The 13402-nt window shown below is 39.0% G+C and carries 9 protein-coding genes; 5 read left to right on the plus strand and 4 right to left on the minus strand.

Going from position 1 to position 13402, the window contains the following annotated elements; translation table 11 throughout:
- The first annotated feature begins 112 nt into the window (after nucleotides 1-112).
- From uvrA to QOL76_RS05620, 4 genes are all read left to right on the plus strand, one after another.
- Nucleotides 113-2944 (plus strand): excinuclease ABC subunit UvrA, encoded by a 2832-nt coding sequence (gene uvrA, locus QOL76_RS05605; protein WP_283412049.1) that lies wholly within the window; start codon nucleotides 113-115, stop codon nucleotides 2942-2944.
- Nucleotides 2945-3024: 80 nt separating this feature from the next.
- Nucleotides 3025-4077, plus strand: coding sequence for a sensor histidine kinase (locus tag QOL76_RS05610; RefSeq protein WP_283412050.1), 1053 nt, complete (start codon nucleotides 3025-3027; stop codon nucleotides 4075-4077).
- Between the two features lie 14 nt (nucleotides 4078-4091).
- Nucleotides 4092-4826 (plus strand): LytR/AlgR family response regulator transcription factor, encoded by a 735-nt coding sequence (locus tag QOL76_RS05615; RefSeq protein ID WP_283412051.1) that lies wholly within the window; start codon nucleotides 4092-4094, stop codon nucleotides 4824-4826.
- Nucleotides 4827-4948: 122 nt separating this feature from the next.
- Nucleotides 4949-5704 carry a LytR/AlgR family response regulator transcription factor gene (locus QOL76_RS05620; protein ID WP_283412052.1) on the plus strand — a complete coding sequence of 252 codons (756 nt, stop codon included), beginning with the start codon at nucleotides 4949-4951 and terminating at the stop codon, nucleotides 5702-5704.
- A gap of 99 nt (nucleotides 5705-5803) precedes the next feature.
- Here QOL76_RS05620 and QOL76_RS05625 read toward each other — a convergent pair whose 3' ends face one another.
- Entirely contained in the window at nucleotides 5804-6025 is a 222-nt protein-coding gene (locus tag QOL76_RS05625) for a hypothetical protein (protein ID WP_283412053.1), read from the minus strand.
- Between the two features lie 457 nt (nucleotides 6026-6482).
- Here QOL76_RS05625 and QOL76_RS05630 point away from each other — a divergent pair, with 457 nt between their 5' ends.
- Nucleotides 6483-7835: a hypothetical protein gene (locus tag QOL76_RS05630; protein WP_283412054.1), complete on the plus strand. Its 1353-nt coding sequence runs from the start codon at nucleotides 6483-6485 to the stop codon at nucleotides 7833-7835.
- A gap of 55 nt (nucleotides 7836-7890) precedes the next feature.
- Here the strand turns inward: QOL76_RS05630 and QOL76_RS05635 are convergent, their stop codons facing one another.
- The 3 genes from QOL76_RS05635 to QOL76_RS05645 all read right to left on the minus strand — a co-directional run bounded on the left by QOL76_RS05635 (nucleotide 7891) and on the right by QOL76_RS05645 (nucleotide 13390).
- Nucleotides 7891-9237: a PhoH family protein gene (locus QOL76_RS05635; RefSeq protein WP_283412055.1), complete on the minus strand. Its 1347-nt coding sequence runs from the start codon at nucleotides 9235-9237 to the stop codon at nucleotides 7891-7893.
- Nucleotides 9238-9598: 361 nt separating this feature from the next.
- The gene (locus tag QOL76_RS05640; protein ID WP_283412056.1) at nucleotides 9599-12538 is read right to left on the minus strand and encodes a DEAD/DEAH box helicase; all 2940 of its coding nucleotides are present in this window, start codon (nucleotides 12536-12538) and stop codon (nucleotides 9599-9601) included.
- Between the two features lie 219 nt (nucleotides 12539-12757).
- The gene (locus tag QOL76_RS05645) at nucleotides 12758-13390 is read right to left on the minus strand and encodes a lipoprotein signal peptidase (RefSeq protein WP_283412057.1); all 633 of its coding nucleotides are present in this window, start codon (nucleotides 13388-13390) and stop codon (nucleotides 12758-12760) included.
- Nucleotides 13391-13402: the final 12 nt, after the last annotated feature.

Here is a 13402-nt window from a genome sequence, read left to right on the forward strand (position 1 = left end):
TCTGTCAATTCATTGAACCAATCCTCCCAACTCTGGTTATACTCTTTGAACTTTACTGCCTCGTGCAGCTGAAATTTCGTACCTTCGCCGTCTAAAATTGCCCGCCGATTATATGAGTCAAGTCACTCCTGCACAGGAAGAATACATAGAGATATTTGGAGCCCGAGAGCATAATCTTAAAAATCTAGACCTGAAAATCCCCCGAAATAAATTGGTGGTAATTACCGGTCTTAGTGGTAGTGGTAAGAGCTCTCTCGCTTTCGACACGATTTATGCTGAAGGTCAACGAAGGTACATGGAGTCGTTTTCGGCTTATGCGAGATCTTTTCTCGGTGGAATGGAGCGTCCCGATGTTGACAAAATTAACGGGCTTTCCCCTGTCATTGCCATCGAGCAAAAGACAACGTCTAAAAACCCTCGCTCTACCGTTGGTACCGTTACTGAAATTTATGATTTTATGCGTCTGCTTTATGCGAGAGCAGGCGAGGCATATTCCTATTTGACTGGAACAAAGATGGTTCGTCAGACAGAAGATCAGATTATCGATTTACTGTTTGAGAATTTTTTAAACAAGAAACTTTACATCCTTGCCCCTGTGGTAAAAGGAAGAAAGGGCCATTATCGTGAGCTATTTGAACAAATCCGGAAAATGGGTTTTTCAAAAGTACGAGTGGATGGCGTAGTGATGGAGATGGTTCCCAAAATGCAGGTGGACCGCTATAAAATCCACGATATTGAGATTGTTATTGATAGAATAGTAGCTGAAGAATCCGATCGATTTAGAATTACCCAATCTCTTAAATCAGCTTTGCAGCATGGCAAAGGGGTGATCATGATTCGGGATGAAGAAGGTGAAATTCACCATTTCTCTAAGTACCTAATGGATCCAGAGACAGGCCTTTCCTACGAAGAACCAGCTCCAAATACATTTTCATTTAACAGTCCCTATGGAGCATGCCCTACTTGTAATGGCTTAGGGATAACAGAAGAAATCACGCGAGAAAGTATTATCCCAGACCCGACATTAAGTATCACCCGAGGCGGAATTGCACCGCTGGGTGAATACCGGGATATTTGGATTTTCAAGAAGATAGAAGCTATTCTCAAGCACTATAAGTGCAGCATGAGTACGCCAATTAAGAATTTGCCAGAAAATGTGGTCGATATCCTCCTCAGTGGGGATAAAATTGAAGTTGCTGTAGATTCTGTTAAACACCCGGGCACCAAATGGCACACAACGTTCGAAGGCATTATTAACTTTTTGAAGAAATATCAGGAAGGTAGTTCTGACAAAATTCAAGATTGGGTCAGCGAGTTCACTATCACTCAAACTTGTCCTGATTGTCATGGTTATAGGCTAAAGCAAGAGGCTCTTCATATCAAAATTGATGATACGCACATTGGTCAATTGGCGGTGATGGATATTCGGTCTTTAGGAGAGTGGTTTGAAGGCTTGGAATCTAGGCTTTCTGACAAACAAAATGTGATTGCTGCTGAGGTTCTCAAAGAAATTCGTAAGAGAATTGGCTTTCTGCTCGATATTGGCTTGGATTACCTTTCTCTGAATAGGCCGCTTCGAACACTCTCTGGCGGAGAAGCTCAGCGGATCAGATTAGCTACTCAAATAGGTACCCAATTGGTTGGTGTACTTTATATTTTGGATGAACCGAGTATTGGTCTCCATCAGCGCGATAATGAAAAATTAATTCAAGCGCTTCAAAGCCTAAGAGATTTGGGTAATTCTGTTTTAGTGGTAGAGCACGACAAAGACATGATGCTTGCATCTGACTATGTATTAGATATGGGGCCAGGTGCTGGTAGACATGGAGGTCATATTGTTTCAGATGGAACGCCTGCTGAGATATTGAAAACAGACGGACTTACAGCAAAATACCTTGCTGGAAAGATTGGCCTGCCAGTACCTAAAGAACGTAGAAGCGGAAAAGAAAAAACACTAGTAATAAAGGGTGCTACAGGCAATAATCTTAAAAATATTGACCTTAAACTTCCACTGGGGACCTTGATTTGCATCACTGGAGTTTCAGGAAGTGGGAAAAGTACACTCATTCACGAGACGCTTTATCCAATACTCAATCAGCAAATCTATCATTCGAAGAAAAACCCGATGCCATACAAAAGTGTGGAAGGTTTGGAGCATTTGGATAAGGTAATAGAAGTAGATCAGTCCCCAATAGGCAGAACTCCAAGGTCAAATCCTGCTACATACACTGGAGTTTTCTCAGATATTCGCACACTTTTCACCGAGCTTCCTGAAGCAAAAATCCGAGGTTATAAACCAGGTCGCTTTTCTTTTAATGTAAAAGGTGGAAGATGTGAAGACTGTGAAGGCGCAGGAATGAAGCTGATAGAGATGGATTTCCTTCCAGACGTGCATGTGCCCTGCGAAACTTGCAAAGGGAAACGTTACAATCGGGAGACGCTAGAAATCCGATACAAAGGCAAATCGATTTCTGATGTGTTGGATATGACTGTGGAACAAGCAGTGGAGTTTTTCGATAAGCTTCCGAAAATCCTTAGGAAAATCAAAACACTAAATGATGTGGGGTTGGGCTACATCACCCTTGGGCAGCATGCTACTACGCTATCTGGTGGAGAAGCTCAGCGGGTGAAGTTGGCGACCGAGCTATCTAAAAAAGATACAGGAAAGACGTTTTATATCCTTGATGAACCTACCACTGGGCTTCATTTTCAGGATATTGAATTGTTGATGCTGGTAGTTAATGGATTGGTGGCAAAAGGCAATACGGTGTTGATCATTGAGCATAATATGGATGTGATCAAAATGGCTGATTACATTGTGGACCTGGGACCTGAAGGTGGAAACAAAGGCGGAACAATCGTAGTACAAGGCACTCCAGAAAAAGTAGCAGCTACTAAAAACAGCTACACTGGTAAATTCCTGAAAATGGAATTAAATAGCTAACAAGGGGAATAATCAAGGGTATCCTCCTTTTATCAAATTATAAAAAAGGCCACAACTCTGTTATTTATCTTTGGGCGATTATGAACAGAATTAGGCTTTATTGGTTTTTGCAGATATTAGGTTGGGGTGGATTCGCCTTGGTCACTATTGCCTTAGCCACTTTGACGGGCGAAATTTCTTCGGTTCAGGTTTGGGCATTTATTGTACTTGCTGTTACCAATCTTATTTCATCACATTTCCTTCGCCATGTAGTCAAAGAATACAACTGGTTTAAGCTAAGTATTCCTCAGCTATTGTTTCAGTCTTTCCTTGCTATTGTGGCACTTTCTCTTGCCAATTTTGTAGCGCAAATTCTTATTAATATTGCCTTTGGCATTCTTAATCCCTCTGAGGATTTTAAGGTATTGGTGATTTTGTCTAACATATTTTTGGCATTCCTGATATTCGCGCTTTGGTTTGTTATTTACTTCTTAGTTCACTTTTTGGATAATTACAATACCACACTGAAGTATGAGGCTAAAATCAATGAAATCAGACTTAATCACCTTAAAAGTCAGCTCAATCCGCATTTTATTTTCAATGCGCTGAATAGCGTACGAGCATTGGTGGATGAAGATCCTATAAAAGCTAAAACTGCCATTACTAGAATTTCCAATATGTTGCGCTTTTCCTTGATGATGGATAAGAAACAAACCATTGATTTTGGGGATGAACTCAATACGGTAAAAGACTACTTAGAACTTGAATCCATTCGTTTTGAGGAAAGGCTAAACGTAGTGTACCACATAGAAGATGAGGCTTTTAGCTATAAAATCCCACCTATGATGTTGCAGACGATCGTGGAAAATGGAATAAAGCATGGGGTTTCCAATCTAGTGAAAGGGGGGACGATTGAAATCAAGTGTAGGGAAGGTTTGAACGATGATCTGTATATTCAAGTTAAGAATAGCGGACAGCTTACCCATCAGCCCACATTGAATTCCCAAGATGAACAAGGGCACGGATTAAGTAATACTGTACAAAGACTGAAGTTGATATATGGAGATAAAGCAAGCTTCCGTATCTTCAACTCAGGAATTCAGTTCGTTATTACAGAAATTAAGATTCCGAAACAAAAAGTTACATTCGAATAACAAACTCAAGAAAAATGCGAGCCATTGTAATAGATGATGAAAGATTAGCACGTAAAGAACTGATCACCCTCTTAAATCAGCTTGAAAGTGTAGAAGTAGTAGGCGAGGCAGTAAACGTTGATGATGCCAAGGAAAAAATTGATCAATTAAATCCTGATGTTATTTTTTTAGATATTCAGATGCCAGAAAAAACTGGGTTTGAGCTATTGGAAGAATTGGACAATGTGCCCCATGTAATATTTACTACAGCCTATGATGAGTATGCCTTGAAAGCATTTCAGGTAAATGCACTCGATTATCTGTTGAAACCTATTGAGCCCAAACGACTTGAAGAGGCAATTACAAAGCTTCAAAGTAAAATAGAAGGCTATTCCAAGAGTGAGGAATCTACTTCCAGTCAAAATCAAAAAAAGTTAACGCTTGAAGATCAAGTTTTTGTAAAAGATGGAGATAGATGCTGGTTTGTAAGATTATCCAATGTGCGCTTATTTGAATCAGATGGCAATTACATCAAAGTGTACTTTGATAACTTTAAGCCAATGATTCATAAATCACTAAATGCGCTGGATGAGCGTTTGGATGAGAAATCTTTTTTCAGAGCAAGTCGAAAGCATATCATCAACCTTGGTTGGGTAGAAGGTATAGAACCCTGGTTCAATGGAGGCCTTGTAGTGACTTTAAGAGGTGGTGATAGAATTGAGGTCAGCAGAAGGCAAGCGGCACGATTCAAAGAAATGATGAGCCTTTAAAACTTTCATATCCAATAAAAAGCATTTGATTTCAGAGATAAATTCTGTAAATAGAGAGTAATTGCTTGGAATAGCATGATAATTTACTTTTCACACTAAAACGCATCATCTGCCACCATCTTATGAAAGAAGAGCGGATCTTAATCGTCGAAGACGATATCAGTATCGCAGAGAACATTCAGGAAATATTAGAACTCCTGGGATATGTCAATACAGACATTGCAAACTCTGCAAATCAATGCATTAAAATCATCAAGAAATATCGTCCGGATTTGATTTTCATGGACATCAAACTCAAAGGCGATAAGGATGGAATAGAACTAGGAGAAATCGTAAAGCAAATGGTAGATGCACCATTGGTTTATGTGACTTCCTACTCAGATCCTACAATCATCGAACGGGCTAAAAGAATTAATCCAGCTGGATTTATTGTGAAGCCTTTCAATACAAATGACATTCATGCCATTGTGGAGATCGTTCTCTATAACAAACGCACCAAACCTACCACAGAAACTGCTACAGTTAGTGCAGCTAGCGATAGCCCGTTTTTGGTAACTGATGCGGTCTTTATCAAAGCGGATAATGCTTTTGAGCGTGTATCTTATGAAGATATCTATTATGTGGAGGCCAATGGAAATATGGTTACAATATTCACCAAAAATAGAGACTACAATATTAGGAAGTCCATGAAGGAAATAGAGGAGATTCTTCCTTCTCAGTTATTCCTAAGAGTACAAAAGTCATTCATTGTTCAATTGGGACAAATAGAGAGCTTCAATACTAAAGAAATTACGCTTCGCTCTGGATCGATGGTGCAGGTCGGAAGGCAGTATTACAATAGTTTTCTAGCAAAACTAAGTACCATCACAGAAAGTTAAAAACAAAAAGGTGGGTTATCACCCACCTCTTTCGATTAACCAATCAACCAAATCTACCCTTACGAGTATTCGTTATGGGAATTTCACCCAGTAAGATTATCAGAGGACTGCATCAGCGGTCCTTATTTTTTTGAATTCATAGACTTTTTCATTGTCCGAATTAGATGATTTGCCAGTATTGTAAGTTGGTTCAGTATAGTCAATAAGGGCAGTATGCTTTGCGAGATTTGTTTCTACTTTAGCTTGCCAAACAATGGTGAGCGCCATTACCAAGCCCAATGCAGCACAAATGTTTTTTTGGGAAAATAGTGAAGTAATCATGGCAGTAATAAGTTGGTTTAATTTCTATATCCTCTATATGCCAAAAAGCGACCCAAAATTGTAAGATGATGATAATCAGGGAAATGCCTAATATCAAAGCAAATTTGCTGTACGGTTGTGAACACCTGAAACCCAGAGATGGACAATTGTTTATAAAACAGAGGGTTACAATTTAGTGGAGAAATTTTCAATTGGTGATTTAAAAAATTTCCTAAACTGATTTATGTGTGCATTGAAGCTATTAATTGCTCAATTGCAAGATTTGGATTGGAAACACCAACAATGCACTAGTCTTTAGATCATTTCCCAAGGGAAGTATTTTAACAGAAACCGTAATAATTTATCCGCACAGCTGCTGATTTTGGTTATTTTTTTAGCTACCTAAATTAAAAAATTACAAGGGTAGACTAACAAAACAGTTATAAATCCGTATTTTACCTCAACTAACTATCCTACCATGCGACTGCACATTTATCGGATCCTCGGAATCGCTACCATTTTAGCCCTTGCATTGAGCTCTTGTGAGGAAGATCCCTCACCTCTCACACCCAATCCTGATCCGATAGAATATGTCCGACTGCAGGATGAATTGACTTTTCATACTATTCCAAAGTCTGATTCTGTAATCAACTTCCAATTTGATAGAATCGACCGCTTTCAATTCAAAACTATTTTCCTGATGTCGGGTGAGGATACCTTAAGTCAAGCCGATTTCACTACTTCCGATTTTAATACGCAGGAAAAGCTAGCAGTCAGTGTTCCATATAAATTTGACACTGAGGAGGAATACTACTTCCTAGTGGAAGCTGTGGATTATAGTATTCCAAATACTAGATTTACATACCAATTACCTCCTTATAAACACATTTTTGCAGAAGCATTTTCTTTTCGACCAATAGCTGAATTTGATCGAATGGTTGATTATGATTTTAGTCCTTCCAGAGACTTTTTGTTTGTAAGTGATTTCAGTGGTAATGAATTTAGTATTAATAGAATTGATTTGAGAAACCAATCCATGGATACATTTTTCTCTAAAAGTGAAATCTATGGAAACTTGATCCGAGCTGCATCTGATCATGAATTTATTTTCACTGGGCTTCCGAATGAGCCTTACGACCCTGCACATCCTGATAGATCCTTTCTCAGAAAAATGGATATCCATAGCAAAATCTCCACAATTATAGGAGATTACTCTTCGAGCTATGGGAGAGTTTCTAGAATCATAGATGGAAAAATGATAGTAAACACATCTGAACCAACACTTTATTCTCAAAAAGCAATAGATGTTAAATCCGGGGAAAATGTAAACTTAGGAGAAATACAAAATTTCGTTCGTGAAGATAACTTTGAGCGCTTTATTGTTGGGGATTACTACATTGAATCAAACGATTTAAGTTTAAATCCTATTCCAGAGACTGGTGAGGAATCTATCTTTCTATATGAAGACGAGAACGGTTTTGAGTTCTATCTAGATATTCTACCACGGGAAGATGCGTTTTCCTATCGAAAAATGTTCGTTTATAAAGGTGGCCAGAAATTATTTGAAACAAAGCCATCTGATTTAGGGTATGTCCACCTATTCCTAAAATTTAAAGTTTCAAACGGAAAGTTTATCTACCACAAAACTCATAAAAGTAATCACAGTTATTTAATAGATGGAATATATAGCGTAGATCTCAATACAGGTGAAGAAACATTGATCCACGCGGATTTTAGTCCTTACTATTTAGCTGTATATGATTTTGGTGACAAGGGGGTCATCACCCAGCGTAGATGGGAATTTAGTTTTATGGAAAAATTAGAGCCTTGATAATCAAAAAGCTGCTCCTAAGAGACAGCTTTTTGATTAATTTAAAATGAATCTTTTATAATAACTCATTCGCCAGATTGGCGAGCTCTGATCGCTCTCCTTTCTCGAGCTTGATATGCGCATAAAGTGGATGATCTTTTACTCTGTCGATTAGATAAGACAATCCATTCGACTGGGAATCTAAGTATGGAGTATCAATCTGGAAGACATCTCCAGTGAAGATAATCTTGGTATTTTCTCCAGCTCTGGAAATAATCGTCTTGATCTCATGAGGAGTCAAGTTCTGCGCTTCATCCACGATAAAGAAGATATTGGAAAGCGAACGTCCACGGATATAAGCCAATGGCTGAATCACCAACTTCTCCTGATTGACTAGCTCAGTGATTTTCTGAAATTCCTTATCCGTTTCCTTGTATTGATTTTGGATGAATTTCAAATTGTCCCAAAGTGGCTCCATATATGGATTCAACTTGGACTTGATATCTCCAGGTAAATAGCCGATGTCCTTATTACTCAATGGTACGATCGGTCTGGCCAAGAAGATCTGCTTGTATTCTCTTCTTTGTTCCAATGCTCCTGCCAAAGCAAGCAAGGTTTTACCCGTTCCAGCTACACCTTGAATTGATACTAGACGGATATTAGGATTTGTGATGGCATGCAGCGCGAAAGTTTGCTCAGCATTCTTAGGCTTGATATTGTAGGCAAGCTTTTTATCTACTCGCTCCAGAATGCTTTCATCAGAATTGTAATAAGCTAAAACAGAGTTCTTGTCACTTTTTAGAATGTAGTAGGCATTTGATTTTCTCTTGCGGGTTCCCAATACAGTTTTTGCTTCTACGTAGCCCTGATCATAGAGCTTATTGATGTGCTCAGGATCAATATTATCCAGAATGTATTTCCCGGTATTTTCCAGCTCAACGATATTTTTGATCTTTCCAGTTTCATAATCCTCAGCAAGCAAATCAATGGATTTAGCCTTCAGGCGGAGATTAATATCCTTGCTGACCAAGATTACTTTTCTGCCTTTTTCGTGCTGCTTTAGATACAAGGCGCAGTTTAGAATCTTGTGATCATTCTTTTCTTCACCAAAAATCTCATTGGCGTTGATCTGATTCTCTGGATTCATCAGCACCCTAAAATTCCCCTTGGTCTTCCCATTCAGGGGAGTCCAATTGTGAATCATATGATCCTGCGAAAGTTTATCCAGTAATCGGATGAATTCACGGGCTTCAAAATTCTTGGTGTCATTGCCTTTCTTGAATTGATCAAGTTCCTCCAGCACAGTGATTGGGATGACCACATCGTGCTCGGCAAAGTTCATAATGGAGTTGTGTGCGTAAAGGATCACAGAAGTATCCAGCACAAAGATTTTCCGATCTTTATCGGATTTGGCTCTAGGCATGCGCAGGTAGTGTAGTGGTACTATGTGATTTAATTTAGAAAAATATTCGGGCTATTGACAAAGTTTCAATGAGAATTTATGGTTAATTAAATGTGACCATTCTCTATGCTCTTGACTATCAATCCAATAAAAAAAGGGCAGAATTTATGGTTCTGCCCTTTTTATAAAAATCTAAATATTTTATAATGTATATCCGCTTTTCTACCAGTAAGACAGCAAAAGCAATGTAAGATCTGTTAAACTTAAGAATTGAGGCCACTTCTGCCTGTCCCGCCACTGCGGGAGTCTTCGGTCATCGGTCTTCCAACCTGATAAGCAAAGAATCTAAGGTGACTGGCATCATTGCGGATAATCATATATTTTATTCTAATAATGCGGCAATATCATCTTGCCCCAAACTCTTCATGAAGCTTTCTTCCGTATTTATCAGCTCGCCAGCAAGGGCTAGTTTACGATCCTGAAGTGCCATGATTTTCTCCTCTACTGATCCACGCGTAATGAATTTGTAAATGATCACTTTATTTTCCTGGCCTATTCTATGCGCTCTATCTATCGCCTGTGCCTCCACAGCAGGATTCCACCATGGGTCCAGAAGGAAGACATATTCTGCTTTTGTTAGGTTTAGACCTACACCACCAGCTTTTAGTGAGATTAAGAATACCTTGATGTCTTCATTTTCCTGGAATTTCTCCACCTGCGCTTGACGGTCTTTTGTCGTGCCATCGAGGTATGCATAAGGAATTCCCTGCTCTTCCAAGTATTCCTTTACGATAGCCAAATGCCGTACAAATTGACTGAAAACAAGCACTTTGTGTCCTTCAGATATGGTAGACTGTAGCATGTAAGTCACATCTTCCAGCTTTCCTGATTCTCCTTCATAGTCATCTCGAACTAGTTTCGGGTGATTGGCAATTTGACGGAGTTGGGTTAAGCCACGAAGTAAGGTAAACTGCTGATTGTTTCTGCCTGTACTCTGGATATCGGAAATGATCTTCTCTCGATAGTAGCTTTTCACCTCTTCGTAAACCTCCTCTTGCGCAGCAGTCATGTCCGAATACTTGACATTGGTAATCTTTTCTGGGAGATCTGTCGCAACTTGAGATTTCAATCTTCTAAGAATAAAAGGCTTAATCATCGCATGAAGCTTGGCAGATTTATCCACATCTCCTTGCTTTTCGATTGGCTGCAAAAACTGCTTTTTGAAGGTATTTTGATTACCAAGTAATCCCGGATTGATGAAGTTCATCTGCGACCAAAGGTCCATCGTGCTGTTTTCTACTGGTGTACCTGTCAAAATCAGCTTTTGCTTACTTTTCAGCTGATTTACTGCACCAGCAATATTGCTTCCCGGGTTTTTAATTGCCTGGGATTCATCTAAAATGATGTAGTTGAAATAGAAATCCTTCAGAACTTCAATGTCCAATCTGGTTATTCCATAGGATGTCAGTACTAAATCATATTCTCCAAATCTCCACGGATCTTTGATACGCTGAGTACCGGAATACACAAGGATTTTCAGATCTGGAGTAAACTTCCTAGCCTCCAATTCCCAGTTATAAATCAGGGAAGTTGGCATCACCAAGAGTGAAGTCAAACCTGGGTTGGCTTCCATTTCATGTGCGAGCAAAGCAAGTGTCTGCACAGTTTTACCCAGACCCATATCATCTGCTAGGCAGCCACCAAACTTAAATTCATTTAAGAATCGAAGCCAATTGTAACCGGCATGCTGGTAAGGGCGAAGGGTTCCATCGAATCCACTTGGCAGATCATACTCATCTATTGACTCAAAATCTCTGAGTCTCTCCAATTTTCTGCTTAAAGTAACTTGAACCAGATTGCCGATCTCCATTTCTCTGGCTAGTGCCAGATGGTGCTTGCGTAGCACCATGGAGTTCTCGTCTCCACGGTCTTCCATGAAATTGAATAACTCCGAGTAATCCACAAACCAGGAAGCTGGAATCACAGCAATTTCTCCATTTGGCAATTCAAATTCTGCTTTGCCTTGAAGCAAAAGTTTTCTGAGCTTCGCAAAAGGCACCAAGTAAATTCCAAATTTGATCAGTGCTTTAACATCAAACCAATCAATATTTTCATTGACTTCGATTGATATTTGAGCCTTTCCAATATTATAAACCTTGCCTTTAGCATTAGGTTTTTGGACAATTTTGATTTTCTCTATATCCAGAAAATCTTCATTTTCTCCTATCCACTCAAATGCTTCTGTCTTCGGCAAAGCATCCTTTCCCATTTTGAACTCAAGGCCTTGGTCACGAAGTAACTTTATATATGCTTTTTCTTTTTGAGTACTTCGAATCGTCTTGTAGAATGTATAGCTATCCTCTCCTGTCTCCAGCCTTACTGATGCACCATGCTTCTCAGAACTCGGAGTCTGCACCGGGAAATCTATGTTTCCGTACTTGAATCGAAGTTCAAATACGATCTTATCCTCTTCCAATTTCTCTCCATCCTCTCCAAAGAGATTCTTTCCACCTCCTCCAGGTAGATCAGAGATGTTGATAAAAACCTCCGGAGTGCCACGTTCAATATGAATATCAAATCCAACTGACTCCACATCAAACTGAGAAATAAGATTAGCCATAAAGCCTTTATAGTAGCTTGGCTCAATTCTCTTATCGATGACGATGAATTTTTTATTTAAAAAAGCCTTAAGTTTTTTTCCGTCAATTCCTTTTTCGAAGTGAAAGAGCTGGCCATTGACGATCAACCAACCAGGTTCATTACTGATAAAATAGCCGTTCTTATATTGCCAATCTAATTTCTCTCCCTTGTATTTGATCGTTGGCCAGTAGTGCGTGTTTTCTTCATTTTTGTGAAAATGAAATAATACACTTGCCCGCTCAGCATTGACGATAATTTCTTTCCATACCGGGTTTCCATCACTTCCCATTTCGAAAAGTCGCTTGCCTATGAGCAACGGCATTATTTTCGACCGCTTCTTCTCAATCACTTCTTCTATTAAGTCCTGCGTCTTTTTATCTTCCGTTTTCGGGTCAAAAATCTTCTCTAGGTATTGCTTAGGCCGGATATTTCCACGTTTGATAAATGGTTTGACTACCACTTCTGGATTCATAGAATCCATGATTTTTATCAAATCATAATCCGTTTTATTTAAACCAGAATCAAATTCACTCGCATTTGCGGAGCTAATATTTTGATATGCGAGAGAAAGCCTGCCTTGTGGGTCTATCTGAACTACAAAAGATTCAATAAGAAGTCCTAAAGACTCGTGGCTATATATAGAATAAACTATCTGAAAGGGCTTATCAGCATCTACTATCATATTATTGTCGGAAGGACATAACTTCTATATAATTAGGGGTTAAGCAAAAAGAAGTCAAGTCGGGGTTAAGGATCCCAAAAAAGGGAAAAGCAAGTTGAAAATTACAAAAAATACAGCTTAAAAACTTGATTTATGGCAATTATCTGGATGAAAACATGAAAATCCTTCAAAATCACCCTAAATGATCTTGAAGGATTTTTAATAAAAAGAGGTGAATTTTTACTCAGAAACCTGGTTTACTTCTTCCTCCTTTGTTGAGTTAGTATTTTCAGGCTTTTCAGGAAAAAACCTTCCCTGGAAGATCAGAATCATAGCCACACCGACAAATATTGCAGCATCTGCCACATTGAAAATCGGCCAAAGGGCAGTGTAACTACCTCCCCACACTGGCAGCCAATCCGGTAGATAGCCTTCCCATATGTCAAAGTAAAACATATCTACTACCTGACCATGAAACCATGGAGTTGAAGCATTATAAGGAGCATTATTTAACCAAACACCATAAAATACAGAGTCAACTAAATTACCGATTGCTCCTCCAAGAATCATCGCTATACATACTATATATAAGCTAGGTTGTTTTTTCTCAATGATATGATATAGGTAATATCCGATCCCGCACATTGCCACCAATCGGAAAGATGTTAGCAGTAATTTGCCATAATCGGAGCCTAGCTCCATCCCGAAAGCCATGCCCGGATTGGTCGTGTAATGAAGCTTAAACCAGTCTCCGAAAATCGGAATCTGACCAGGGGAGCCAAAATCCATTTGAAAATGAACTAGCATTTTCACTGCTTGATCTATCAGAATTACCAATAAAGCAATGCCGAAGTATTTCAGGTATTTATTCATTATATACGTTTT

The sequence above is a fragment of the Algoriphagus winogradskyi genome (assembly GCF_900182815.1).
GTDB lineage: Bacteria > Bacteroidota > Bacteroidia > Cytophagales > Cyclobacteriaceae > Algoriphagus > Algoriphagus winogradskyi.

What these genes read in the sequence shown, in the direction of transcription:
- uvrA (WP_283412049.1), top strand. Translation starts at nt 113, where the DNA reads ATGAGTCAAGTCACTCCTGCACAGGAAGAATACATAGAGATATTTGGA.
- QOL76_RS05610 (WP_283412050.1), top strand. Translation starts at nt 3,025, where the DNA reads ATGAACAGAATTAGGCTTTATTGGTTTTTGCAGATATTAGGTTGGGGT.
- QOL76_RS05615 (WP_283412051.1), top strand. Translation starts at nt 4,092, where the DNA reads ATGCGAGCCATTGTAATAGATGATGAAAGATTAGCACGTAAAGAACTG.
- QOL76_RS05620 (WP_283412052.1), top strand. Translation starts at nt 4,949, where the DNA reads ATGAAAGAAGAGCGGATCTTAATCGTCGAAGACGATATCAGTATCGCA.
- QOL76_RS05625 (WP_283412053.1), bottom strand. Translation starts at nt 6,025, where the DNA reads ATGATTACTTCACTATTTTCCCAAAAAAACATTTGTGCTGCATTGGGC.
- QOL76_RS05630 (WP_283412054.1), top strand. Translation starts at nt 6,483, where the DNA reads ATGCGACTGCACATTTATCGGATCCTCGGAATCGCTACCATTTTAGCC.
- QOL76_RS05635 (WP_283412055.1), bottom strand. Translation starts at nt 9,237, where the DNA reads ATGCCTAGAGCCAAATCCGATAAAGATCGGAAAATCTTTGTGCTGGAT.
- QOL76_RS05640 (WP_283412056.1), bottom strand. Translation starts at nt 12,538, where the DNA reads ATGATAGTAGATGCTGATAAGCCCTTTCAGATAGTTTATTCTATATAT.
- QOL76_RS05645 (WP_283412057.1), bottom strand. Translation starts at nt 13,390, where the DNA reads ATGAATAAATACCTGAAATACTTCGGCATTGCTTTATTGGTAATTCTG.